We start from the raw sequence: 22,985 nt of genomic DNA, 5'->3' as shown, positions 1-22,985 counted from the left end.
CTCAGCTCGGATTGCTGTGCTGCCCTCGGTGCGAGACTATCCTTTTGAAGAACCCATTACCCAAAAGCCGGTTTGACGCGGCTTTTGGGTAATTCGTTCAGAAAAACGGCAAATGGGAGGCAGCAGAGACTGCCTCCCAAAAGCGTTTCAAGATTACTTGACGTCGGCCTTGGCGCCAGCGTCTTCAAGCTTCTTCTTGATGTCAGCGGCTTCAGCCTTGTTGACGCCTTCCTTGACAGCCTTCGGAGCGCCTTCGACGAGGTCCTTGGCTTCCTTGAGGCCGAGACCGGTGATGGCGCGGACTTCCTTGATGACGTTGATCTTGTTGGCACCGGCGTCGACGAGGATAACGTCGAATTCGGTCTTTTCTTCTTCAACGACAGCCGGGCCAGCACCGCCAGCAGCGGCAGCAACAGCTACCGGAGCAGCAGCGGAAACGCCCCACTTTTCTTCGAGAAGCTTCGACAGTTCTGCAGCTTCCAGAACGGTCAGAGCGGAGAGGTCGTCAACGATCTTTGCGAGATCAGCCATTTTACTAGTTCCTTTTGTTCGGTTCGAACCGGTTGATTATAAACAGCGAAAAACCGCCTTAAGCGGCTTCGTCCTTCTTGGCGTAGGCCGCAAACACGCGGGCAAGCTGGCTTGCCGGTGCTGCAACAACCCCAGCGATGCGGGTAGCCGGTGTCTGGATCATGCCCAGCAGCTTCGCACGCAGCTCATCGAGCGAAGGCAGGGTCGCAAGCGACTTGACTGCATCGGCGTTGAGCGTGGTTGTTCCCATGGCGCCGCCCAGAACAACGATCTTGTCGTTGGTCTTGGCGAAATCCATGACGACCTTCGGAGCGGTGACCGGGTCGGTGCTGTATGCAATCAGCGTCTGACCCTTGAAGAGATCGGTGATCCCTTCCGCTTCCGTACCCTGAAGGGCAATTTTGGCCAGGCGGTTCTTCGCGACTTTGACGGTACCGCCAGCTGCACGCATCTTCGAACGAAAATCGTTCATCTGCGCGACTGTGGCACCAGCATAGTGGGCCACGACAACCGAGCCCGAAGCCTTGAAGACTTCGTTCAGTTCCGTGACGAATTCGCGTTTTTCCGCTCTTTCCACTGCCTATCTCCAGTTGGCGGGACCGAAAACGGGCCCGCCGGGTTGCCTTTTGCCTCCCGGGATCATGCGAGATCCCAAGCGACGCTTGAGGATCCTGTCCCCCCGCGCTCCCGCGCCAATGAAGGCTGAAGAGGCACAAGGCATCCAAGGCTCGAACCGAGTTACGAGAAGCGAACTTCATGCAATTCGGGTCTTACCCGTCTCATGCAGGCGAAGTGATTAAGGGAAAACCACCTGCAATCTCGGACAGGATTCCGGATTTCTCCGGAATATTCCGGCCCCTTGCGAGGCCGGAATTTCAGTGACCGGACCGAGGTCCGGCAATCAACTTATGCAGTCGGCGCTGCGGTGACCGAGCCGACTTCGATCTTGACGCCCGGACCCATGGTCGAAGAAATCGCCACGCGCTTGACGTAGTTGCCCTTGGCGCCAGCCGGCTTCGCCTTGATGACGGCGTCAGCGAAAGCGCGGATGTTTTCTTCCAGAGCCTTGGCGTCGAAAGAGGCCTTGCCGATGCCGGCATGGACGATACCAGCCTTCTCGACGCGGAACTCGACTGCGCCGCCCTTGGAAGCCTTGACGGCTCCGGCGACGTCCATGGTGACGGTGCCGACCTTCGGGTTCGGCATCATGCCGCGGGGGCCGAGAACCTTACCGAGACGGCCGACGAGCGGCATCATGTCGGGGGTGGCGATGCAGCGATCGAATTCGATCTTGCCGCCCTGAACGATTTCGACGAGGTCTTCAGCACCGACGATATCGGCACCGGCAGCCTTGGCTTCGTCAGCCTTGACGCCGCGAGCGAAGACGGCGACGCGAACCGTACGGCCGGTGCCGTTCGGCAGGTTGACGACGCCGCGAACCATCTGGTCCGCATGGCGCGGGTCGACGCCGAGGTTCATCGAGACTTCGATGGTTTCGTCGAACTTGGCGACAGCCCGTTCCTTGACCATGCCGATGGCGAGGCTCAGAGCGTAGAGCTTGGTGGGATCAACACCTTCGTTGATCTTCTGCGTGCGCTTACCAGCCATGATCTTAACCCACCACTTCCAGGCCCATGGCGCGGGCAGAGCCCTCGATCATCGCCATTGCACCTTCGATATCCGCTGCGTTCAGATCCTTCATCTTGGCTTCTGCGATCGTCTTGATCTGAGCCTTGGTGAGGGAGCCGGCCTTGGCGCCCTTGCCGGGCGTCTTGGAACCGGACGTGATCTTCGCTTCCTTCTTCAGCCAGTAGCTGACCGGAGGCTGCTTCATCGCGAAGGTGAAGGACTTGTCCTGGTAATAGGTGATGACGACCGGGATCGGCATGCCCTTTTCCATTTCCTGCGTGGCGGCATTGAACGCCTTGCAGAATTCCATGATGTTAATGCCACGCTGACCAAGCGCCGGACCAATCGGCGGGGACGGGTTTGCCGATCCTGCCTTGACCTGAAGCTTGAGCTGGCCTGCAACTTTCTTAGCCATATCTCTCTGCCTTTCATGAGCGGCCGGTCGCCCGGCCCGTGATGCCGGATCGCTCCGGCGGCTGCGGTTGCGTGGTGCGGATCATTGGGGTCCGGCTAAGACCCCTCACCTTCCACGCGGGTGCGGACAAGGTCCGCGGGAAACCGGCCGCAAGGCCTGCTTCCAATCTCTTGCAATCAGACCTTCTCGACCTGAGCGTATTCCAGCTCGACCGGCGTTGCGCGGCCAAAGATCGACACTTCAACCTTCAGGCGCGAACGCTCTTCGTCGACATCCTGAACCGTGCCGTTGAACGACGCGAACGGGCCGTCGGAAACGCGAACCTGCTCGCCGATCTCGAAGGTAATGGAGGCCTTCGGCCGCTCGACACCTTCCTGGACCTGACCGAGAATGCGCTCGGCTTCATAATCCGGAATCGGAACGGGCTTATTGTCAGAGCCGAGAAAGCCGGTGACCTTCGGCGTATTCTTGATCAGGTGATAGGCTTCATCCGTCAGATTGGCGCGAACCATGACATAGCCCGGGAAGAACTTGCGCTCGCTGTCGACCTTGCGGCCGCGACGCACTTCCACCACCTTTTCGGTCGGCACGAGGATCTTCTCGAACAGGTGCTCAAGCCCCTTCTGGCGAGCCTTGTTCTCGATGTCTTCAGCGACCTTCTTTTCAAAATTTGAATATGCGTGGACGATGTACCAACGTGCCGCCATTTTCATCTCCACCCGTATCAGTTGCCGGTATTCAGCACGAAGCTCAGAACCCAGCCGATCAGCTGGTCAGCGGCAAAGAAAAACAGTGCAGCGAAAACCACCATCACAAGCACCATAACCGTCGAGATCATCGTCTCGCGGCGCGACGGCCATGTAACTTTGGACGTCTCGGAGCGAACCTGCTGCAGAAACGCAAACGGATTGGATTTGGATGCCATCGACTGCCCACGCAATTACGGCGCGTAAAGCTGAAACTATCAGCCCCACGCACCGCGTGTCTGTTGAACCCTAAATAAACACCGATTTCCGAATACACAAGAGGGAAACCGAAGTTTAACGAAATTAGTCATCACCCATCAATCCCCGGCCGGAATGCCGCGAGCATGTCCGCGCTGTCCCGCATCAAGGAAAATGGCAGGGGCAGTAGGGCTCGAACCTACGACCTGCGGTTTTGGAGACCGCCGCTCTACCAACTGAGCTATACCCCTTCACACCGATCATTCAGCGCCGGGCCAAGGCCCGCAAATCGCTGCTGAAAAGCATGGCGCTCCCTTTAAGACGACGACAGCGGATTGGCAAGCACGATTTTCGATTTTCATAGCCATTCTGCGTATATGCGAGCGATCGGCTTGCTCGTCGCGCTGCCGGGATCCGTTCAGACCGTCACATATTTCCGCCAATCGTGCTCTTCCTTGAACCCCAGCACCTCGCGAATCTTGCGGTTGGAGAGAAGGCCTTCATATTCGCCGATCTCGCGAGTGAAGGGCACGTTCGGAAAGAATCGCTGCGCAAGCTCCTTCGACGGCGTGTTGGCCGAGACGGTGTCGTTGGCGGCGTTGAACACCTGATAGCCGAGACCGTCCTTTTCGATGCAGAGATGGCAGATCTGCCCGAGGTCGCGGGCATCGATATAGCTCCAGGCGATGCGCTTGCGCATCTCGGGATTGGCGAAAAAGGTGGGGAACCTCTCATATTCGTGCGGCTCGATGACATTGCCGATTCGCAGCGCATAGATGTCGAAGCCCGACCGTTCGGCAAAGGCGCGGGCCGTCTTTTCGTTGACCACCTTTGACAGCCCGTAGGAATCCATCGGATTGACGTCGTAGTCCTCCTCCAGCGGGAACTGGTGGAAATCGCGATGGCCTTCGGCAAAGCAGACGCCGTAGGTCGTCTCGCTCGATGCGACGATAATCTTCCTGATGCCAAGCTTCACCGCGGCCTCGATGACATTATAAGTGCCCATCGTGTTGATGCGGAAAGTCTCATTGTCGGGCTTGATCAGAATGCGCGGGATGGCGGCGAAATGCACGACGGCATCGAAGGACTGCACGCCCCTGCCCGCATCGAGATCGGGAAAATCGCGGTGCATCGACAGCGCGTTGAAGACCTGACCGCTATCGGTGATATCGGCAATGAGATTGGTGACGCCGGGACTGTCCAGCGGCACGAGATCGAGGTTGTGAACCTCGTAACCGGCATTGACCAGCCACGGCACGGTATGGCGACCTGCCTTGCCCGAACCGCCCGTGAACAGAATTCGCTTCTTCATGGAATATCCTCCGCGTCATCAAATCGGAGGCATAGTTAGACGCTTCCGCGCGAAGAGCAAGCGAGCGTCCTGCAAGGGTTCACCCCCGCGTCGCCAAGAGCATCCGATCCGGGAGCGCCTGGCCGATCATTTCCGATCATCGCAGCCCCTTAAGGAACTGCGCTAATCATCACTTAACAACACTTACCTCGCCAATCTGCACGCCGGCTGCCTGAACAACCTCCTGCGGAATGGCAGCGATGAAAAACATCGTGAAAACATACATTGCGAATATCGTCGCAGCGAATGTGGCCTTTGGAATCATCCGGGCTCTCCTCTTTGCATGAAGGAGTCTGGACTAAAATGAACCAATCACAACCGGTTTCTGAATGTGAGATGAACAAAATACTGTGACGGGCTAATTTAACGATATTTTTACAACACCTGTTAAACACCCGAATAGGCATCAAAACGAAAAAACCCCGCCGTTTCCAGCGGGGTTTTTCCTGAATTGCGGGTAATCCCAGGATTACTCGACGATCGAAGCGACGATACCGGCGCCGACGGTGCGGCCGCCTTCGCGGATCGCGAAGCGCAGCTTTTCTTCCATCGCGATCGGAACGATCAGCTCGACGGCAACCGTGACGTTGTCGCCCGGCATAACCATTTCCGTGCCCTCAGGCAGCGTCACGATGCCGGTCACATCCGTCGTGCGGAAGTAGAACTGCGGACGGTAGTTGGTGAAGAACGGCGTATGACGGCCACCCTCTTCCTTCGTCAGGATGTAGGCTTCCGCCATGAACTTCTTGTGCGGCTTGACAGAGCCCGGCTTGCACAGGATCTGGCCACGCTCGACGCCGTCACGGTTCACACCGCGAACCAGTGCGCCGATGTTGTCGCCGGCCTGGCCCTGATCGAGCAGCTTGCGGAACATTTCAACGCCGGTCACCGTCGTCTTCGAGGTTGCGCGGATGCCGACGATCTCGACTTCTTCGCCAACCTTGACGATGCCACGCTCGACGCGGCCGGTCACGACCGTGCCGCGGCCCGAGATCGAGAACACGTCTTCGATCGGCATCAGGAACGGCTGGTCGATCGGACGCTCAGGCGTCGGGATGTAAGAGTCGACCGCAGCCATCAGCTCGCGGATCGCGTCTTCGCCGATCTTCTTGTCGCTATCTTCGAGAGCGGCCAGCGCCGAACCCTTGACGACCGGGATATCGTCGCCCGGGAAGTCGTAGGACGACAGCAGTTCGCGAACTTCGAGCTCGACCAGTTCGAGAAGCTCGGCGTCGTCAACCTGGTCGACCTTGTTCAGGAACACCACGATCGCCGGAACGCCGACCTGGCGGGCCAGCAGAATGTGTTCGCGCGTCTGCGGCATCGGGCCGTCAGCGGCCGAGCACACCAGGATCGCGCCGTCCATCTGGGCAGCACCGGTGATCATGTTCTTGACGTAGTCGGCGTGGCCGGGGCAGTCGACGTGCGCGTAGTGGCGGGCCGGCGTCTCATATTCGACGTGCGCCGTCGAAATGGTGATGCCACGGGCCTTTTCTTCCGGAGCAGCGTCGATCTGGTCGTACGCCTTGAACTCACCGAAGTACTTCGTGATCGCTGCCGTCAGAGACGTCTTGCCGTGGTCAACGTGGCCGATCGTGCCGATGTTGACGTGCGGCTTGTTGCGCTCAAACTTACTCTTTGCCATTTGAATGCTTCCTGTGAACGAAATGGTGGGCCCCGGCGAACCGGTTTAGTGCCGCCGTTTAAGGCTTTCGGCGAAATTGCGCAAGACTTAATTGCAGACGCCATTCTTGGTGTGACAGCGCATATGGGGGACAATTCGCCGCCTGCAAGATGATTCGCCGGGGCCCTATCGAAAATCACTGAAATGCTTGGATAAAATCGCGTGGGCTGGCGGAGATGAGCGGCCGCGCCCGGCACCGAGGGCCCTCGCCTGTCGGCCGATGACAAGCTGTCGCCGGGCGTCATCCGAAACATCCGCGTGGCAATTGATCGCCGCGGCGCCAGTCACTTGAATTGAGCTTTTGAGAACTGGAGCGGGTAGCGGGAATCGAACCCGCGTATTCAGCTTGGAAGGCTGCTGCTCTACCATTGAGCTATACCCGCGGGGTTGGTCCGATCCGATGACGAATGGTGGAGAGAGTTGGATTTGAACCAACGTAGGCTGAGCCAACGGATTTACAGTCCGTCCCCTTTAACCACTCGGGCATCTCTCCAGTTTTTCGTCCGGATCTAGAAGACCAAGTTTGTCAGACTTCGAAGCGTTGCCGCCCGTCGTCTGCGCCGCGTATATGACCGGAGCATTTCAGTCTGTCAACACGATGACCACGGAAAAAACACGAAAAATTTCATTCGCCGCCGAAAGCCGGCATATGAAAGAAAGCCTATGCGGCGGCGAGCGCCATGGCTATAAAGCCGCATGAGCAAAGACAAAAAACCCGGCGGCAAGGCCGCGACAGACCCATCGGCCAAGGATACGCATTACGCCACGCTGCGGCGCGCCCACCGTGACGCCAAGCGTGAACGCGGCGAGATTCCGACGCCTCAGCCGCAGAAGCGCAGGCGCGGCGGCGACGACTGGAAGCCACCGGCGCTGGCGCCCGACCAGGTGCATCTTTACGGCCTGCATACGGTGCGCGCCGCCCTCGACAATCCCGAGCGCAAGAAGATTAAGCTTTTTGTGACCCAGAACGCGCTGGCGCGGCTCGAAGTCGACGCCGAAGCGCTCGGCATTCCCTTCGAGATCGTCTCGCCGCAGGATATCGACAAGGTGCTCGGCCCCGAGGCGATCCATCAGGGCGTCATGCTGGAAACACGGCCGCTGCCGGTGCGCCGGCTCGAAGCCCTGAAGGACAGCCCTCTCCTGCTCGTTCTCGATCAGGTCACCGATCCGCACAATGTCGGCGCGATCATGCGCTCGGCCGTCGCCTTCAATGCCGGTGCCGTTATCACCACCCAGAGACATAGTCCGACAGAGTCAGGCGTGCTTGCCAAATCCGCCTCCGGCGCGTTGGAACTGATACCTTATATACAGGTGACCAATCTCGCCGATGCGCTCGGTGAACTGCACAAGCTCGGCTTCTCCACCATCGGCCTCGATTCGGAAGGACCGGCGCCGCTCGAGGGCACCTTCTCTGGCGAGAAAGTGGCGCTGGTGCTCGGCTCGGAGGGCAAGGGGCTCAGGCAGAAGACGCGGGAAACCGTTACCGCGCTTGCCCGTCTCGACATGCCTGGCGCCATCAAATCGTTGAACGTTTCGAATGCTGCGGCAATTGCGCTTTATGCGGCGCAGCTTTACCTGAAGGCATAGGCCGGTCCGCATGCGGGCAGCGACAAGGGGGACTGTCATGATCCGTTTCGTCTTTCGGCTCGCGGCTTCCGCAGCCGCCCTCTTCGTCTGCGGTCAGACGTATGGGCAGGATATCGATCCCGATATCCTTAAAGCGCAGGCCGGAACCTATCTCGTCGCTCCGGAAGATGGGCGCGCGGGATGCCGGATGACGCTCGAAACCGACATGGCGATCGGCGGTCATTCGCTGTCCGGCCAGGCCGCCTGCACCAAGCCGCTGCCAGCTCTTGCCGAAGCCGCTGCCTGGAATTTCGACGGCAATGGCGGCGTCATCCTGATCGATGCGACGCGCAAGGTGCTCGCCCGTTTCGTCGAAAACGAGGGCTCGCCGCTGAAGACGCAGGACGGTACGCCGCTTTTGCTGATCGCCGCGCCTGACGGCATCGATCGCCTGCCGAGCGTCAGCAGCCTTGCCGGGATATGGACGATGCAAAGACCGGACGGCGAAAGGCTTTGCGGGGTGACGCTCGACGGCCATGCCGATGCGGACGGCAATGCGCCGCTGTCGCTGTCCGGCGACTGCGCCGCCAAAGTCTCCGGGCTGAAACTCGCGGTCTGGCATATCGAAGGTTTCGGCCTGACGCTGATGGGCGGTGACGGCTCATCGCTTGGCTTCGACATGCGCGCCGACGGCAATTTCGACAAATCGAAGGAAGAAGGCGGCAAGCCGCTGTCGCTCGTGCGTCAATGATTCGAACGCAACCGCCAACACGCCGGTCAGTCCGGTACGCGGCAGGCCGTCGGTCCTTCCAACGCACGGCGCGAAGTGTCGCCCGCCGCATAGGTCAGTTCGACGGGATAGACGATCACGCTCGGCAGTTTGTCGATTTCGCCGGCATGGTCGGGGCTGCGTTTGATTTCCGCCTTGTAGGCGGCGGTGCAATCCGGCAGTTGCGACAGGCCAATGTCGGCGGCGATCGTCTTCGCACAGGCAGCACGCTCCGGATAGAGCGAACAGGACGCCGTGTAGACGCGGCGGAAATCGAGGGTCAGCTCCCCCTTCCCGCTCCTTATCGCGGCAAAATCGTCGCCCTCGAGGGAATCGTCGAGCAGCCTCTCACCCGTCGCCGCATCGTAGACGACGAAAGGCAGTCCGCCGTTCCACCCGTCCGCCGCCCGGAAAAAGACGAAACCACCGCTGACACCCATGAGATAGCCGGCGGTATCGTCGGCGATCACCCGCTCGCGCTCGCTTGTGCGCTCACAAGGCGCATCGGCGGCAAGCAGTGCCAGCTTTTCGGCGCCGACTTCACCGAGATCGACCACCTTGACCATGAAGGTGGGATAGCGGCTGCAGGTGATCTTCGGTTTCGCATCGGGATTGAGCTCATCCTTCGGCAACGCGACCACATCGACTTTTATCGGCTTGTCGAAAGCGGCCGCATTTTCCGAGGCTCCGGCGACGGAGACGAATGCCGCGACAATGACCGATGCTGTAACCATGCGCTTCATGACGTCCGTCCCCAACTGTTTCAGGCATCCCTGACACAGTTCAACCCGGTGCGACAGATGGAAAACGGAGGCCTGCGATAGCCCAGCGAGGCTCGAGCGATGCCGGAGAAATTCGATTTTGCCTTGGAAAGACCTCCTGGAGCATTATGATCGGGCGATGACCGATTGCAACGACCGGTCGGAAGCAAGAAGGAACGATCCCCATCATGGCTATTCGACCGCTGATTTTCGGTATCCTCTTCATCGCGGTCTTCGTCGGGATCATCCTCAGCATCATCTGGGTGGACACCTCGCATCCGGTCCACCAGCCCGATCCCCTGTCGCCGACGGCACCCGGCCCCGCGACGCCGGGGACGATGCAATAATGCATGTCGACCGGAAGTGTGCAGCGGTTCCGGAGTAACGACATGCATAAGAACAAAAGGCTAAAGCGCGTAGCATGAATCAAATTCGATGCGGCGCGCTTTAGCCCTGACAGGAACGCGGACGACAATGGCGCGTTAATCCCCACTGAACGAGGATTGAACGCCTATGCGCATAATGATTGCCGTCGTTGCCTTCATGGTCGCCTCCGTGCTCAGCATCGCAATCCTGTCGCCGTCGGGCGCCGGCCAGACCGGCAACGGCAGCAAGCTCGAGGCAAGCGTCAACGAACCCGTCAGTCATTAAAAAACGGCCCGGATGATCCGGGCCGTTCTCTCGCCGCGCGTCTCGGACGCGCAACAGACGCTGTTGGCGTCAGCCGCGGTAGAGCCAGAAAGGCATATCACGATCGCGATGGCGCCACTCACGGCGTTCCTGCCAACGCTCGGCACGCCACCGGCGCCAGCGCCAGTCATCACCGCGCCAGTCGGACCGGCGCCAATCGCGCTGATGGCGCCAACCACGGTCGTCACGCTCATCACGCCAGCCACGGTCGTCACCGCCGCGATCATGGCGCCAGCCATCACGAATTTGAACGATATCGCCTTGGGCCGACACCGCCGGCCGGTCGACGGGCATGGCGGTTGCCGGGGCGACGGATGCCAAAGCCGCACCGACAGATATGGTTGCGGCGAAAAAGAGATGTGCGAGCTTCATGGCTGCTTCCTCATTGATGATGAGGCGAAGTTAAACCCGCGCGGCTGAATTGGCGCTGAAGCAGCCCTTCAGACAAGGTTCATCAAGCGATGTGCGATGGCTGAAAAAATCTGCCGGTGCGATCGAGCTAAGCGACGTCGAACCATAGCGATCGTCTGGGCAGGGATATGACGCGGAAAAAGATGGTGCCCCCGCCAGGGTTCGAACCCGGGACCCCCTGATTACAAATCAGGTGCTCTACCAACTGAGCTACAAGGGCAACAGGTGCCCAACTAGCAGATTCTAAGGTTCTGTAAAGGAAAATTCGTGTCTGTGCGGACAGGTCGGCTGCCGCTCAAACGCCTGGCGATAGAAAACGTCCTTGTCGCGCCAGCCCTTTATCCGTTAGCTAGAGCAGCTTCACAAAGGGCATTGCATGGGCCGTTCATTTCAGACTCTTTCCTTTATCGCCTCGCCGACGACGGAGGCGCTCGCCGCGCGCGAGGAGTTGATTCGCATCTACGGCGACGTGCCGGCCGACGATGCCGATGTCATCGTCGCGCTCGGCGGCGACGGTTTCATGCTGCAGACGCTGCACAACACCATGAACTCCGGCAAGCTGGTCTACGGCATGAATCGCGGCTCGGTCGGTTTCCTGATGAACGACTATCGCACCGACCAGCTTCAGCAGCGCATCTGCGACGCCGTCGAAAACGTCTTCCGGCCGTTGCAGATGACGACGGCCAATGCCGACGGCACCAATTCGACGGCGCTCGCCATCAACGAGGTCTATCTTTTCCGCCAGTCATATCAGGCGGCGAATCTGAGAGTGACGGTGGACGGGCGCGTGCGCCTGGAGGAGCTGATCTGCGACGGGCTGATGGTCGCGACCCCTGCCGGCTCGACGGCTTATAATCTTTCCGCCCATGGCCCGATCCTGCCGCTGGAGGCGCCGCTGCTCGCCATGACGCCGGTCAGCGCCTTCAGGCCACGGCGCTGGCGGGGCGCACTGCTGCCGAACAAGGTGACGGTGGATATCGACGTGCTCGAGCCGGTGAAGCGGCCGGTCAATGCGGTGGCCGACAATACCGAGGTCAAATCGGTGCTGCATGTCCGCATCGCCCAGTCGGAGCATATGACGGCGCGCATTCTTTCCGATCCCGACCGCTCTTGGTCCGACCGTATTCTCGCCGAGCAGTTCAAGGATTAAGACGATGGCAATGCGACGGATATTGATGACCACCGGTTTCCTCATCGGATGGTCGGCCGCAGCCTTGCCGGCGCAGGACGCCATCCTGCCGGCATCGGTTATTTTCGCAACCAGCACCGGCTATTGGGAGGATGACGGCAACGCACCTGATGTCGAGCGGGCGCCGACAGCCGCCGAGAGCGTTGCCAACCCGCAGGCAAAGGCCACGCAGCGCCACGGCTACTACAAGCTCTTTGCCGTGCGCCAAGCAGACAGGACCTCGAAGGTCTATTTGCAGCAGATTGCCCAGACCGAGACCGGCCCGACGATCGCTTCTACCGTCGAATTGCAGGAAATCAGCGACCTCAAGCCTTATATTACCGATATACGCCCCGAAAATTCGAACGGCATCATTAAGGAACCCGGGTTGTTCGCCACGATTTATCTGAAGACGGATCCCAATGCCGAGCCGGATGGCTGGACCGTGCTGATCGACGAATTCGGCGACATCACCGTCCAGAAGGCGACGAATTGAACCGCGAGGATCCGTTCGGGAAGGTGCTGAAGAAATGAAACTCGGCTTCCGCGACGGCGTCCTTTACGACGACAACAGATCGAACTGGGACGCAGACGGCCCCAGACCCATCAGCTGGTCGCTGTGGTATCCGGCTGCCGACGCGGCGCTGGAAAACGATACGGCGGAAAGAAGCTGGTTCAAGAAGGCGGTCGTCGCCCGCGACGCAGCCATCCGGCCTGAGGCCCGGCCCTATCCCCTCGTCTTGCTGTCGCATGGCACCGGCGGATCCGCGGCGGGATTGGAGTGGCTGGCGCGACGGCTCGCCGAGCGCGGATTTGCAGCGCTCGGCGTCAACCATCACGGCAATACCGGCAACGAGCCCTATCGCGCCGAAGGCTTTGCCTGCCTTTGGGAGCGGGCGCCGGATCTGAGCTTCATGCTCGACCGCCGCGATGACTGGCTCGGCGATCTCTCCACTCATATCGATACCACCCGCGTGTTCGCAGCCGGATTTTCGGCCGGAGCCTATAGCGTGATGCTGCTTCTCGGCGCTGTCGCCCGGTTTTCGCAGTTCGAACTATCCAGGATGAAGCCGGGCGCGGCGCGCGGACCAAGGGAATTTCCCGACCTTGCCGATCATATCCCGACCTTGCTTCGCACCAGCGATGTCTTTCGCCATTCATGGTCGCGCATGTCGAAGTCTTACCGGGACGACAGAATCAAGGCCGCACTCCTGTGCGCGCCGGGCCGCTCCATTTTCGGTTTCAGCGAGGAAAGCCTGAAAGCCGTCGACGCGCCCGCCCTCATTGTGGTCGGCGATGCCGACAGGGCGGCACCGGCCGAAGAATGTTCCGCATGGCTGCATGCGCGGCTCCGGCGCAGTTCTCTTAAAATCTTCGGCGGCGGGCTTGGCCATTATGTCTTCGTGCCTGAAGGTACCGCCCTCGGCCTGGCCTTTGCGGCAGAGCTCTTTACCGATCCTCCTGATATCGAGCGCGCGGCCATTCATGACGAGATTGCCGATCTGTCGGCAGCGCTGTTTCAGGACAGCGCTGTCAAAGCGATGGCCTGAGCATCAAAAAAGCCCCGTCTCCGGGGCTTTCTCGTCTCAATCGTGGTTTTGTCTGTCAGTCCACGTCGTCGACGACCGCGTCGGCGGCGCCGCTGATGCGGTGGGCAAGCGCCGCTTCCATGAACTCGTTGAGTTCGCCGTCGAGCACGTCGTCCGGCGCGGTGCTGGCGACGCCGGTGCGCATATCCTTGACCAGTTGGTAGGGCTGCAGCACGTAGGAGCGGATCTGGTGGCCCCAACCGATATCCGTCTTGGAGGCGGCTTCGGCGTTTGCGGCGTCCTCACGCTTCTTCAGCTCGGCTTCGTACATGCGGGCGCGCAGCATGTCCCACGCCTTCGCGCGGTTTTTATGCTGCGAACGCTCCTGCTGGCACTGCACGACGATGCCGGTCGGCATATGCGTGATGCGCACGGCCGAGTCGGTGGTGTTGACGTGCTGACCGCCGGCGCCCGACGAACGATAGGTGTCGATGCGGCAATCGCCTTCGTTGATCTCGATCTGGATCGAGTCGTCGACCACGGGATAGACCCAGATCGACGAGAAGGAGGTGTGGCGACGCGCGTTGCTGTCGTAAGGCGAGATGCGCACCAGCCGGTGCACGCCCGATTCCGTCTTCAGCCAGCCATAGGCATTGTGTCCCTTGACGAGCAGGGTCGCGGATTTGATGCCCGCCTCTTCGCCGTCATGGACCTCGAGAAGCTCGACCTTGAAACGCTGGCGTTCGGCCCAGCGGGTGTACATGCGCAGCAGCATGTTCGCCCAGTCCTGGCTCTCGGTGCCGCCGGCGCCGGAATGGACTTCGAGATAGGTGTCGTTGCTATCGGCTTCGCCGGAGAGCATGGCTTCGACTTGGCGGCGGGCGGCCTCGGCCTTCAAGGCCTTCAGCGTATCCTCGGCTTCCTTAACGACCCCTTCGTCGCCCTCTTCCTCGCCGAGTTCGATCAGCTCGATATTGTCATTCAGCTGCTGTTCCAGCTGCTTGACGCCATTGATGCCGTCATCGAGCTGCTGGCGCTCGCGCATCAGCTTCTGGGCTTCCTGCGCATCGTTCCAGAGGGTCGGATCCTCTGCCTTGTTGTTCAACCAGTCCAGCCGTCTTATCGCCTGGTCCCAGTCAAAGATGCCTCCTCAGCAGGGTGATAGCCTGCTTGGTTTCATCGACCACGTTTTCGATTTCCGCTCGCATTTTCCTGCTTCTCTGTCTCGGTTCTTCCGGTGCTGGTGGACATAGAGACGCCCGCCGCGGATGTAAAGAGCCGCGGCGGGCGTTCAAAATTCGGCGATGGTTAGAACAGGCCGGGCGTGCCGGTCTGGACGGCCTGGTTTGCCTGCGGCGAGGTCTTCAGGATCTCTTCCGGCGCCATGGTGCTATCCATGCCGATGACGTTGAAGCTGTCGGCCGGGCCGGTGCCTGGTTTGAAGGCCTCGATGATGGTGTTCGGATCGCCGTCCATGGCGGCCATGCCGGTCTTGCGGTCGATCGAAATCAGGTTCATGCCCGGCGGAATGACGAATTTCGACTCCGGCGCGTCCTTGACGGCGGCCTGCATGAACTCGTTGAAGATCGGAGCGGAGAGACCGCCGCCGGTGCCGCCGCGGCCGAGCGGGGCCGGCGTATCGAAGCCCATATAGAGGCCGGCGACCAGATCCGGGGTGAAGCCAACGAACCAGGCGTCCTTCTCGTCGTTGGTGGTGCCGGTCTTGCCGGCCACGTCGCGGCCGCCGAGATCGATCTTGCCGGCGGCGGTGCCGCGCTGGATAACGCCCTGCATCATCGAGGTGATCTGATAGGCGGTCATCGGGTCGAGAACGGTTTCGCGGTTGTCGACGACATTGGGCTCTTCCTGGTTCTGCCAGTCGCCGGCATTGCAGCCTTCGCAGAGACGCTCCTCATGCTTGAAGATCGTCTTGCCGTAGCGGTCCTGGATGCGGTCGATCAAGGTCGGCTTGATCTGCTTGCCGCCATTGGCGATGACCGAATAGGCCGAGACCATGCGCAGTACCGTGGTGTCGCCGGCGCCGAGCGACATGGAGAGAACCGGCATCATGTGATCGTAGATGCCGAAGCGCTCGGCATATTCGGCGACGATGTTCATGCCAAGATCGTTGGCGAGACGCACCGTCATCAGGTTGCGCGAATGCTCGATGCCCGAGCGCAGCGTCGACGGGCCCCCGACTTCGCCGCCGTAGTTTTCCGGCTTCCAGACCTGGCCGCCGGAGACGATCTCGATCGGCGCATCCATGATGACGGAAGCCGGCGTATAGCCGTTATCCATCGCGGCGGCGTAGACGAAGGGCTTGAACGAGGAGCCCGGCTGGCGCATCGCCTGGGTGGCGCGGTTGAATTCGGACTGCGAATAGGAGAAGCCGCCGACCATGGCTAGCACGCGGCCGGTCTTCGGATCCATGGCGACCAGGCCGCCCTGCACCTTCGGCGGCTGCTGCAGGCGATAGGAGGTCGAGGCGTCGCCGCCGAGCTTTGCGACATAGACGACGTCACCGGGGGCTACGGCGCCGACCGGCGATTTCGTGCTTTTGCGGGCGGCGTCGGCCGAACGGAAGGCCCACTGCATGTTCTTGGCATCGATGGTGCCGCGTTGACGGTCGGCCGAAACCTTGCCGCTTCCATCCTTGGCCGGCTGCAGGCCGATATCGACATTGCTGTCGGAAACCGCAAGCACGACGGCCAGCCGCCATTCCGGCACGTCGGCGAGTGCCGGAATATCGGCAAGCGCCTTGCCCCAGTCGCCGCTTGCATCGATCTGCTTGATCGGCCCGTGGAAACCGCGACGCTCGTCATAGGTCACCAGACCGTCCTGCAGCGCCTTGCGGGCGGCGAGCTGCATCTGCGGATCGAGCGAGGTGCGTACAGAAAGGCCGCCCTCATAGAGAACCTTCTCGCCATATTGGTCGATCAGCTGGCGGCGCACGGCTTCGGCGAAATAGTCCGAAGCAAAAAGCGAGGGGCCGGTCGTGCGGGCGGTGACGCCGAGTGGCTGCTTCTTGGCTTCCACGCCGTCGCTCTGGCTCACATAGCCATTCTCGATCATGCGGTCGATCACCCAGTTGCGGCGCTCGAGCGCAGCTTCCGGATGGCGGAAAGGATGATAATTGGCCGGGCCTTTCGGCAAGGATGCCAGATAGGCGGCTTCGGCGACGGTCAGTTCGGTGACGGACTTGTTGAAATAGGTCAGCGCGGCGCCGGCGATGCCGTAGGAATTCATGCCGAAAAAGATCTCGTTCAGGTAGAGCTCAAGGATCTTGTCCTTGCTGTAGGCCTGCTCGATGCGGAAGGACAGGATCGCTTCCTTGATCTTGCGGTCGATCGTCTGGTCAGAGCTCAGAAGGAAGTTCTTGGCCACCTGCTGGGTGATCGTGGAAGCGCCGACCGGGCGGCGGCCGGAACCGAAATTCTGCAGGTTGACGAGGATGGCGCGGCCGAGGCCGGTGAGATCGACGCCCGGATGATTGTAGAAATTCTTGTCTTCGGCCGACAGGAAAGCCGCCTTGACACGGTCGGGGATGGCCTGGATCGGCAGGAAGAGACGCTTTTCCTTGGCGTATTCGGCCATCAGCGCGCCGTTGCCGGCGTGGACACGGGTGGTCACCGGCGGCGCGTAGCTGTTCAGAACGGCATAGTCCGGGAGATCCTTCGCGACGTTGGCGAGATAGATGGCAACACCCGCCGCCGCGACCAGAAACAGGACGCAGGCCATTCCGAAGAAATATCCAAAAAGTCTAACCATATTTTCAGCTACCGGTCTCTTCGATCTTCAATCGGCGCAGAACGCAACGATTGCACCGATCAAGGCAATTTGCACGTTGCGCGGCTTACTCCATGAGCGCTACCGCCACAAGCCGATTCCGCGCTCAAGGCTTACGAAACATAAGCCGGAGTAACGGCGCGATTGTGAGGAAAATAGGGCCCTGCCCGCCGCATTCACCGCCGCGGGCGCGTTTCATCGGGACTGTCACATCCAAGCAACGCCCGTCGCCGCCGCCCATCCGAGCCATGCTGCTCAGAGTTTGAATCATGCGATGCACATTAAGTCTCTGTTTTTATGGATTTCATCGACCTGAAACCCCTATGGATTTATGGGGCGCGGCGGGCATCAGCCGCCATTGGCGATGACGGCGGCGCGGTAGCGCTTCACTGCGTCGGTCAATAGACCGACGATCTTGCCGCGCCAGGTCTCGTCGAGCAGCAGTTTCTCGTCCTCGGCGTTCGAGAGGAAGCCGAGCTCGAGAAGGATCGACGGCACATCTGGGGCCTGCAGCACGCGGAAACCGGCATGACGGTGCGGATTATTGATGGTGCCGACCTGGTCCTTGAACGAATTCAGCACGCTTTCGGCCAGCGAGATCGAAAAGGCCTGGGTCTCGCGCCGGGTCAGATCGAGCAGGATATCGGCGACCTCGGGCGGCTCGGCGACAGTCTCCTTGCCGGCGATCTGGTCGGAGAGGTTTTCGCGTTCGGCAAGGTCGGCGGCGAGCTTGTCGGATGCCTTGTCGGAGATGGTGTAGACGGTGGCGCCGCGGATATCCTTCTGCTTCAGGGTGTCGGCGTGCAGCGAAATGAACAGCCCGGCATGGTTCTGGCGGGCGATCAGCACCCGCTGCGACAGCGACAGGAACTCGTCATCCTTGCGCGTCAGGAAAGCCTTGATGCCCGGCTCCTTGTTCAGCCGCTCGGTCAAGGCTTTGGCGAAGGCGAGCGTCACCTGCTTTTCCTCGGTCTTGGTGTCGACGCCGATCGCGCCGGTATCGATGCCGCCATGGCCGGCGTCGACCGCGATGACGAAATCCCCGGGAGCGGTTTTCTCAGGTGCCGGAATGGCGCTCGTCGTCTGGGCTGCGCCGGTCTCATCGTTCGAGGTCCGATCGCTCCAGGCCCGATCGCCCCAGGATTGCGTCTTGACCAGTTCGGCAAAGGCCTGCTTGTCGATCATCTCCGCATCGAGCACGAGGCGATGGCCCTTGCCGGCCTCGTCGGCCTGTACCTTGGCGAGCGCCAGCTTCACCGGCCCTGCCGTCGTCAGCACGATGCGGGCACTCTCCTCGTCCATCTTACCGTAGCGAATATCCTTGAACAGGCCGCGGGCAGCGAGATCCTTGGCCGGAAAACCGAAGGCGGTCGCCGGCAGGTCGACGACGATACGTTCGGGATTGGCGATATAGTGGACGGAAAAACGCGGTTCCCGATCGAAATCGATGACGATGCGGGTTCTTGCATCGTCGCCGATGATGCGCGCGCCATAAGCAAGCAGCGGATCTTTGGCCTCGACGGAACCAACAACAGCCGACAACAGACCAACGGCCAGAAACGCCGTCAGAACCCGCCTTGCGCATGTCGATCGCCGCATTGCGGATTTCACCGCGGTCCGAGCCCTCTTAAACAATAAACCGCCACACCCTATCTGTTACTGCGATGGAGCCGGCGCGGCCGCGTCGAACGTCGTTGGGACGAAACACCCGTTGCGGCCTGCCGAATCGCAATCGCTTTATCCCCAGCTTCTATGCGTTACGAAATCCATCAATATTATGGCACATTTGGCTTTTCCCTTGCTATTGTGACACGGAAAACATACAACGAATTTTAGGGTAAAGTGTTGACGGGATAGAGTCGCCGCAAAGGCTGCCAGCCAGATCTGGACCTGGCGCCACACCGGTCATCGTCCGCCGTCTCATGCGCTTCACCCGTAGAACTGGATCCTGATTTTCCGGCTCATTGTCGGAATTCATTGGTGGATCAGCCACCACGCTCTCAGGGAGCAAACTCATCGGACCCGAATGGGTCTTCGTATTTGTCGATCACGCTTGGTTGTTGATGGTTTCGCAGCAGGTTTTATCTGAAGTGTACAGGCCCCGGACCGAAATGGTTCCGGCTGCGGTCTGGCTGCTGCCCTCCCCCTCGCATCAGGCGCGACTTTCATTATCCGGCGCGGCCACTGCGGACCGCATTCTTTCTGTTTCAACAGCAGTCGGGAATGCGCTCTCGCGGCCACGCCGAGGAGCACAGCTTACATGGCAGACAAAATGCTTATCGATGCGTCTCACGAGGAAGAGACGCGCGTCGTTGTCGTTCGCGGGAACCGCATAGAAGAATTTGACTTCGAGTCCCAGCACAAGAAGCAGATCCGCGGCAACATCTATCTGGCAAAGGTAACGAGGGTCGAGCCCTCGCTGCAGGCCGCCTTCGTCGATTACGGCGGCAACCGGCACGGCTTCCTGGCCTTCGCCGAAATTCATCCCGACTATTATCAGATACCGCTTGCCGACCGTCAGGCGCTGCTTCGGGCCGAAGCCGAGGAGCATCGCCGCGACGAAGACGTCGAGCATGTCGAAACCGCGCCGATGGTCGATCTTTCCAAGCAGGATCAGCCGGATGTCGGCATCGTGCCGGCAGCGGCGCCGGAAACGGCAGATGTAACGGAAGAGCCGGCGGTAGAAGCCGCGGCAGCGCCCGAGGCCGCCGAAGAAGCGCCGGCCAAGAAGGCAAGACCGCGCCGCAGCCGCAAGAAGGCCGCCGAACCGGTTGCCGAGACGACCGCGACCGAGGACGCCGTTCCCACTGATGTCGAGGCCGAAGGCGCTGCGAGCGTCGACAACGAGGATGACGGTTCGACCGGCGGCGCGATGGCCGCCATGGTGGAAACCGACTCGATCTCCGAAGATGTCGATACCAGCAAGCGTCGCCACGATGATGACGACGATGATGACGATCACGGCGAAGAGGAAGTCATCGAATCTGTCGGCGCCGAAGACGCGATGGAAGAAGTGCCGGACCGCGTGCAGCGCAAGCCGCGCAAGCAGTACCGTATCCAGGAAGTCATCAAGCGCCGTCAGATCCTGCTGGTGCAGGTCGCCAAGGAAGAGCGCGGCAACAAGGGTGCAGCTCTTACCACCTATCTGTCGCTTGCCGGCCGCTATTCCGTGCTGATGCCGAACACGGCGCGCGGCGGCGGCATTTCCCGCAAGATCACCAACCCTGCCGACCGCAAGCGCCTGAAGGAAATCGCGCGCATGCTCGAGGTGCCGCAGGGCATGGGCGTCATCCTGCGCACAGCCGGCGCCAACCGCACCAAGGTCGAGGTCAAGCGCGACTTCGAATATCTGATGCGCCTCTGGGAAAACGTCCGCACGCTGACGCTGGCATCCACCGCGCCCTGCCTAGTCTACGAGGAAGGCTCGCTGATCAAGCGCTCGATCCGCGACCTCTACAACAAGGATATCGGCGAGATCATCGTCTCCGGCGAAGAAGGCTATCGTGAAGCGAAAGACTTCATGAAGATGCTGATGCCGAGCCATGCCAAGGTGGTTCAGCCCTACCGCGACATCCATCCGATCTTCTCGCGTTCCGGCATCGAAGCCCAGCTCGACCGCATGCTGCAGCCGCAGGTGACGCTGAAGTCCGGCGGCTACCTGATCATGAACCAGACCGAAGCGCTGGTTTCGATCGACGTCAACTCCGGCCGCTCGACCCGAGAACACTCGATCGAAGACACCGCGCTGCAGACCAACCTCGAGGCTGCCGACGAAGTCGCCCGCCAGCTTCGCCTGCGCGACCTTGCCGGCCTGATCGTCATCGACTTCATCGACATGGAAGAAAAACGCAACAACCGCGCCGTCGAGAAGAAACTGAAGGAATGCCTGAAGAACGATCGCGCCCGCATCCAGGTCGGCCGGATCTCGCATTTCGGCCTGCTGGAAATGTCGCGCCAGCGCATCCGCGCCTCGGTTCTCGAATCGACGACGCAGGTCTGCTCGCATTGCGGCGGCAGCGGCCATGTGCGTTCGCAGTCCTCCGTCGCGCTGCATGTCCTGCGCGGTATCGAGGAATATCTGCTCAAGAATACCACGCACAACATCAGCGTACGCACCACGCCTGACATTGCGCTCTACCTGCTCAACCACAAGCGCCAGACGATCATCGACTACGAAAATCGTTTCGGCGTCGCTATCGTCATCGATGCGGACGGTTCGGTCGGCGCGCAGCATTTCGCCATCGATCGCGGCGAGGCTGTGGAGAACCCGGTCAAGATCGAGACGCTCTTCAATTTCGCAGCCATTCCCGAGGATGACGACGACGACATCGTCATCGAAATGGATGAGGACGAAGACGAGGAAATCGAGGAAAAGCCGGCCGCTGCCGAGCGACCCGTTGCGGCGCGCTCGGAAGGCGAAGGTGACGGCAACCGCAAGCGCAAGCGCCGCCGGCGCCGGCGCGGCCGCAACGGCAATGCCGAGCAGCCGGCATCGGCGACTGGCGAAGCCGGCGACGAGGATGAAGACGGCGACGACGAGGGCGGCGAAGGTGATGAAAACACCGAAGCCACGTCCGAGACGCTGGCTGAGAGCGAAGAATCGCAGCGCCGCAAGCGCCGCCGCCGCGGCAAACGCGGCGGCCGCCGCAACCGCGCCGAGGACGGTTCTGAACTGACGGCCGGCGAAGCCGGTGAAGACAATGGGCCTGACGAGAGCGAAGGCGACGACGTTTCGAACGAAGGCGTTCCTGGGGAAGCAGAAGCTGTCGAAGCGGTTGCCGATCAGGCTGGCGAAAGCCAGGCCGCAGCTGCCGCCGTCGAGGCTGCGGCTGTTGTCACCGAGGATGTGAAGCCCGCCCGTGGCCGCGGCCGTCGCAAAGCCGCTGCAGCGCCGGTCGAGGAGCCGGTGGTAGAAGCGGCTCCTGTCGCCGAACCCGCGCCGGAGCTGGTCGAGGCCTCCGCCGATCTTGAAACGCCCGCCCAGGAAGAAGCCCCGGAAGAGGCAAAGCCGGTTCGCGCCAACCGCGAATCCAACATCACCTCCTCCGAGCCGACGGTGAAATCCACCCGCAGCGAAAATGCCGAAAGCGATGACGGCAAGCCGAAGAAAGCCGGCTGGTGGCAGCGCCGTGGCTTCTTTTGAACGCTGATTTTTGGACGTAAATAATCAATCCGGCCGTGGCGACGCGGCCGGATTTTTGTTTGTGGCGAGCTTCTTTAGCAAAGTTGAACCCTGAGGGCCGGGCGTCTACCTTCACGATATTGGGACATTTGAGGTGGTCATGCCTACAACGATCGATATCGATGATGGCTTGCTCGACGCAGCAATGATCGTCACGGGGTTGGCGACAAAAGAGGCCGCCGTCGAACAGGCTTTACGAATCCTCATCGAGAGGCACCGCCGGAAAAATGCGATCGCAGATCTCGCAGGGATAGGCTGGGAAGGCAACCTGGAAGAGAGACGTTGCGACCAGCCGGACGACAGACGGTGATCGTCGTCCACAGTTCGGATTTGGATCCGTGCATCTGCGCGGGATAGGTGCGGCCAGCCCGGTCCGGGAGATCGCCGAGGCCAGCCCCTCATCCGCCTGCCGGCACCTTCTCCCCGCTCGCGGGGCGAAGGAGGATAGCCGCGACTTCTCCGTTCCCCACCAACCTCTCGCAGGGCACGTCCCCTCTCCCCATCAGAACGGGGAGAGGGTTAGGGTGAGGGGCAACCATCGGCGCGACGCGCGCGTCGATATCGCTGAG

24 protein-coding genes and 4 tRNA genes are annotated in these 22,985 nt (G+C 60.8%); 10 read left to right on the top strand and 18 right to left on the bottom strand.

Annotated features, from left to right (window positions below):
* Positions 1 to 153: 153 nt before the first annotated feature.
* The 12 genes from rplL to AMK05_RS08565 form a co-directional block, all read right to left on the bottom strand.
* The gene (rplL, locus tag AMK05_RS08615; protein WP_064838108.1) at positions 154 to 531 is read right to left on the bottom strand and encodes a 50S ribosomal protein L7/L12; all 378 of its coding nucleotides are present in this window, start codon (positions 529 to 531) and stop codon (positions 154 to 156) included.
* 58 nt (positions 532 to 589) lie between these two features.
* Complete coding sequence (gene rplJ, locus AMK05_RS08610; RefSeq protein WP_064838107.1) at positions 590 to 1,108, bottom strand: 50S ribosomal protein L10; 519 nt, start codon at positions 1,106 to 1,108, stop codon at positions 590 to 592.
* A 329-nt stretch (positions 1,109 to 1,437) separates the two neighbouring features.
* On the bottom strand, positions 1,438 to 2,139 hold the full coding sequence (gene rplA / locus AMK05_RS08605) for a 50S ribosomal protein L1 (RefSeq protein ID WP_049734093.1): 702 nt from the start codon (positions 2,137 to 2,139) through the stop codon (positions 1,438 to 1,440).
* Between the two features lie 4 nt (positions 2,140 to 2,143).
* Positions 2,144 to 2,575 (bottom strand): 50S ribosomal protein L11, encoded by a 432-nt coding sequence (gene rplK, locus AMK05_RS08600; protein WP_047620024.1) that lies wholly within the window; start codon positions 2,573 to 2,575, stop codon positions 2,144 to 2,146.
* Between the two features lie 176 nt (positions 2,576 to 2,751).
* The gene (nusG, locus tag AMK05_RS08595) at positions 2,752 to 3,282 is read right to left on the bottom strand and encodes a transcription termination/antitermination protein NusG (protein WP_003547516.1); all 531 of its coding nucleotides are present in this window, start codon (positions 3,280 to 3,282) and stop codon (positions 2,752 to 2,754) included.
* A gap of 17 nt (positions 3,283 to 3,299) precedes the next feature.
* The gene (secE, locus tag AMK05_RS08590) at positions 3,300 to 3,500 is read right to left on the bottom strand and encodes a preprotein translocase subunit SecE (protein ID WP_003573826.1); all 201 of its coding nucleotides are present in this window, start codon (positions 3,498 to 3,500) and stop codon (positions 3,300 to 3,302) included.
* A gap of 194 nt (positions 3,501 to 3,694) precedes the next feature.
* Positions 3,695 to 3,770: transfer RNA gene (locus AMK05_RS08585), tRNA-Trp, on the bottom strand.
* A gap of 167 nt (positions 3,771 to 3,937) precedes the next feature.
* Positions 3,938 to 4,831 (bottom strand): NAD-dependent epimerase/dehydratase family protein, encoded by an 894-nt coding sequence (locus AMK05_RS08580; protein WP_064838106.1) that lies wholly within the window; start codon positions 4,829 to 4,831, stop codon positions 3,938 to 3,940.
* A gap of 169 nt (positions 4,832 to 5,000) precedes the next feature.
* Positions 5,001 to 5,135, bottom strand: a complete 135-nt coding sequence (locus AMK05_RS35955) for a hypothetical protein (RefSeq protein ID WP_257784958.1) — start codon at positions 5,133 to 5,135, stop codon at positions 5,001 to 5,003.
* 204 nt (positions 5,136 to 5,339) lie between these two features.
* Complete coding sequence (tuf, locus tag AMK05_RS08575; RefSeq protein WP_010069472.1) at positions 5,340 to 6,515, bottom strand: elongation factor Tu; 1,176 nt, start codon at positions 6,513 to 6,515, stop codon at positions 5,340 to 5,342.
* Positions 6,516 to 6,863: 348 nt separating this feature from the next.
* A tRNA-Gly gene (locus AMK05_RS08570) sits at positions 6,864 to 6,937 on the bottom strand.
* Positions 6,938 to 6,962: 25 nt separating this feature from the next.
* Positions 6,963 to 7,047: transfer RNA gene (locus tag AMK05_RS08565), tRNA-Tyr, on the bottom strand.
* 30 nt (positions 7,048 to 7,077) lie between these two features.
* On the opposite strand from AMK05_RS08565, the gene AMK05_RS35155 reads away from it, so the two are divergent.
* The 3 genes from AMK05_RS35155 to AMK05_RS08555 are packed head-to-tail and all read left to right on the top strand — an operon-like array spanning position 7,078 to position 8,871.
* Positions 7,078 to 7,254: a hypothetical protein gene (locus AMK05_RS35155; protein ID WP_010069471.1), complete on the top strand. Its 177-nt coding sequence runs from the start codon at positions 7,078 to 7,080 to the stop codon at positions 7,252 to 7,254.
* The gene (rlmB, locus tag AMK05_RS08560; protein WP_064838105.1) at positions 7,251 to 8,141 is read left to right on the top strand and encodes a 23S rRNA (guanosine(2251)-2'-O)-methyltransferase RlmB; all 891 of its coding nucleotides are present in this window, start codon (positions 7,251 to 7,253) and stop codon (positions 8,139 to 8,141) included. The genes AMK05_RS35155 and rlmB overlap by 4 nt, the downstream gene beginning before the upstream one ends.
* A 37-nt stretch (positions 8,142 to 8,178) precedes the next feature.
* Positions 8,179 to 8,871, top strand: coding sequence for an AprI/Inh family metalloprotease inhibitor (locus tag AMK05_RS08555; RefSeq protein WP_064838104.1), 693 nt, complete (start codon positions 8,179 to 8,181; stop codon positions 8,869 to 8,871).
* 26 nt (positions 8,872 to 8,897) lie between these two features.
* Here AMK05_RS08555 and AMK05_RS08550 read toward each other — a convergent pair whose 3' ends face one another.
* Entirely contained in the window at positions 8,898 to 9,632 is a 735-nt protein-coding gene (locus tag AMK05_RS08550) for a hypothetical protein (protein ID WP_064838103.1), read from the bottom strand.
* Positions 9,633 to 9,838: 206 nt separating this feature from the next.
* On the opposite strand from AMK05_RS08550, the gene AMK05_RS35150 reads away from it, so the two are divergent.
* Positions 9,839 to 9,997, top strand: a complete 159-nt coding sequence (locus AMK05_RS35150) for a hypothetical protein (protein WP_171899761.1) — start codon at positions 9,839 to 9,841, stop codon at positions 9,995 to 9,997.
* A 166-nt stretch (positions 9,998 to 10,163) separates the two neighbouring features.
* Positions 10,164 to 10,301, top strand: a complete 138-nt coding sequence (locus tag AMK05_RS35145; protein ID WP_171899760.1) for a hypothetical protein — start codon at positions 10,164 to 10,166, stop codon at positions 10,299 to 10,301.
* 69 nt (positions 10,302 to 10,370) lie between these two features.
* On the opposite strand, the gene AMK05_RS08545 is transcribed toward AMK05_RS35145, so the two are convergent.
* Both AMK05_RS08545 and AMK05_RS08540 read right to left on the bottom strand, forming a co-directional pair.
* On the bottom strand, positions 10,371 to 10,712 hold the full coding sequence (locus AMK05_RS08545; protein ID WP_049734089.1) for a hypothetical protein: 342 nt from the start codon (positions 10,710 to 10,712) through the stop codon (positions 10,371 to 10,373).
* A 183-nt stretch (positions 10,713 to 10,895) separates the two neighbouring features.
* Positions 10,896 to 10,971, bottom strand: a tRNA-Thr gene (locus tag AMK05_RS08540).
* A 156-nt stretch (positions 10,972 to 11,127) separates the two neighbouring features.
* Here AMK05_RS08540 and AMK05_RS08535 point away from each other — a divergent pair.
* Genes AMK05_RS08535 through AMK05_RS08525 form a run of 3 tightly spaced genes read left to right on the top strand, consistent with a single transcriptional unit; the run spans position 11,128 to position 13,469 of the window.
* Complete coding sequence (locus AMK05_RS08535; RefSeq protein ID WP_064838102.1) at positions 11,128 to 11,901, top strand: NAD kinase; 774 nt, start codon at positions 11,128 to 11,130, stop codon at positions 11,899 to 11,901.
* A 4-nt stretch (positions 11,902 to 11,905) separates the two neighbouring features.
* Complete coding sequence (locus AMK05_RS08530; protein WP_064838101.1) at positions 11,906 to 12,415, top strand: hypothetical protein; 510 nt, start codon at positions 11,906 to 11,908, stop codon at positions 12,413 to 12,415.
* Positions 12,416 to 12,449: 34 nt separating this feature from the next.
* Positions 12,450 to 13,469 (top strand): alpha/beta hydrolase family protein, encoded by a 1,020-nt coding sequence (locus AMK05_RS08525; protein WP_064838100.1) that lies wholly within the window; start codon positions 12,450 to 12,452, stop codon positions 13,467 to 13,469.
* A 55-nt stretch (positions 13,470 to 13,524) separates the two neighbouring features.
* Here the strand turns inward: AMK05_RS08525 and prfB are convergent.
* From prfB to AMK05_RS08510, 3 genes are all read right to left on the bottom strand, one after another.
* Positions 13,525 to 14,656 (bottom strand): peptide chain release factor 2 gene (prfB, locus tag AMK05_RS08520; protein WP_171899759.1). Its coding sequence is split into 2 segments (ribosomal slippage): positions 13,525 to 14,586 and positions 14,588 to 14,656, totalling 1,131 coding nucleotides; the frame shifts between segments, so codons are not numbered across the junction.
* Between the two features lie 100 nt (positions 14,657 to 14,756).
* On the bottom strand, positions 14,757 to 17,216 hold the full coding sequence (locus AMK05_RS08515) for a penicillin-binding protein 1A (RefSeq protein WP_064838098.1): 2,460 nt from the start codon (positions 17,214 to 17,216) through the stop codon (positions 14,757 to 14,759).
* 366 nt (positions 17,217 to 17,582) lie between these two features.
* Positions 17,583 to 18,869 carry an N-acetylmuramoyl-L-alanine amidase gene (locus tag AMK05_RS08510; RefSeq protein ID WP_064838097.1) on the bottom strand — a complete coding sequence of 429 codons (1,287 nt, stop codon included), beginning with the start codon at positions 18,867 to 18,869 and terminating at the stop codon, positions 17,583 to 17,585.
* Positions 18,870 to 19,494: 625 nt separating this feature from the next.
* Here AMK05_RS08510 and AMK05_RS08505 point away from each other — a divergent pair.
* Entirely contained in the window at positions 19,495 to 22,377 is a 2,883-nt protein-coding gene (locus AMK05_RS08505; RefSeq protein WP_064838096.1) for a ribonuclease E/G, read from the top strand.
* A 139-nt stretch (positions 22,378 to 22,516) separates the two neighbouring features.
* A complete protein-coding gene (locus AMK05_RS08500; RefSeq protein WP_064838095.1) occupies positions 22,517 to 22,726 on the top strand; it encodes a type II toxin-antitoxin system VapB family antitoxin in 210 nt (69 codons plus the stop codon).
* Positions 22,727 to 22,985 lie beyond the last annotated feature (259 nt).

Origin of the sequence: Rhizobium sp. N324, assembly GCF_001664485.1 — a bacterium.
Classification (GTDB): Bacteria; Pseudomonadota; Alphaproteobacteria; order Rhizobiales; family Rhizobiaceae; genus Rhizobium.
Note: the sequence above shows the minus strand (reverse complement) of the source record. Positions and strands in the feature narration are given on the sequence as shown.

Bases quoted from the DNA above. Each gene is read 5' to 3' on its own strand.
- AMK05_RS08550 (WP_064838103.1), bottom strand. From the start codon at position 9,632: ATGAAGCGCATGGTTACAGCATCGGTCATTGTCGCGGCATTCGTCTCC.
- tuf (WP_010069472.1), bottom strand. From the start codon at position 6,515: ATGGCAAAGAGTAAGTTTGAGCGCAACAAGCCGCACGTCAACATCGGC.
- AMK05_RS35150 (WP_171899761.1), top strand. From the start codon at position 9,839: ATGGCTATTCGACCGCTGATTTTCGGTATCCTCTTCATCGCGGTCTTC.
- rplK (WP_047620024.1), bottom strand. From the start codon at position 2,575: ATGGCTAAGAAAGTTGCAGGCCAGCTCAAGCTTCAGGTCAAGGCAGGA.
- AMK05_RS08515 (WP_064838098.1), bottom strand. From the start codon at position 17,216: ATGGTTAGACTTTTTGGATATTTCTTCGGAATGGCCTGCGTCCTGTTT.
- AMK05_RS35145 (WP_171899760.1), top strand. From the start codon at position 10,164: ATGCGCATAATGATTGCCGTCGTTGCCTTCATGGTCGCCTCCGTGCTC.
- AMK05_RS08530 (WP_064838101.1), top strand. From the start codon at position 11,906: ATGGCAATGCGACGGATATTGATGACCACCGGTTTCCTCATCGGATGG.
- rplL (WP_064838108.1), bottom strand. From the start codon at position 531: ATGGCTGATCTCGCAAAGATCGTTGACGACCTCTCCGCTCTGACCGTT.
- AMK05_RS08555 (WP_064838104.1), top strand. From the start codon at position 8,179: ATGATCCGTTTCGTCTTTCGGCTCGCGGCTTCCGCAGCCGCCCTCTTC.
- AMK05_RS08525 (WP_064838100.1), top strand. From the start codon at position 12,450: ATGAAACTCGGCTTCCGCGACGGCGTCCTTTACGACGACAACAGATCG.
- AMK05_RS08545 (WP_049734089.1), bottom strand. From the start codon at position 10,712: ATGAAGCTCGCACATCTCTTTTTCGCCGCAACCATATCTGTCGGTGCG.
- secE (WP_003573826.1), bottom strand. From the start codon at position 3,500: ATGGCATCCAAATCCAATCCGTTTGCGTTTCTGCAGCAGGTTCGCTCC.
- AMK05_RS08535 (WP_064838102.1), top strand. From the start codon at position 11,128: ATGGGCCGTTCATTTCAGACTCTTTCCTTTATCGCCTCGCCGACGACG.
- nusG (WP_003547516.1), bottom strand. From the start codon at position 3,282: ATGGCGGCACGTTGGTACATCGTCCACGCATATTCAAATTTTGAAAAG.
- AMK05_RS08505 (WP_064838096.1), top strand. From the start codon at position 19,495: ATGGCAGACAAAATGCTTATCGATGCGTCTCACGAGGAAGAGACGCGC.
- rplA (WP_049734093.1), bottom strand. From the start codon at position 2,139: ATGGCTGGTAAGCGCACGCAGAAGATCAACGAAGGTGTTGATCCCACC.
- AMK05_RS08580 (WP_064838106.1), bottom strand. From the start codon at position 4,831: ATGAAGAAGCGAATTCTGTTCACGGGCGGTTCGGGCAAGGCAGGTCGC.
- rlmB (WP_064838105.1), top strand. From the start codon at position 7,251: ATGAGCAAAGACAAAAAACCCGGCGGCAAGGCCGCGACAGACCCATCG.
- AMK05_RS08500 (WP_064838095.1), top strand. From the start codon at position 22,517: ATGCCTACAACGATCGATATCGATGATGGCTTGCTCGACGCAGCAATG.
- AMK05_RS35955 (WP_257784958.1), bottom strand. From the start codon at position 5,135: ATGATTCCAAAGGCCACATTCGCTGCGACGATATTCGCAATGTATGTT.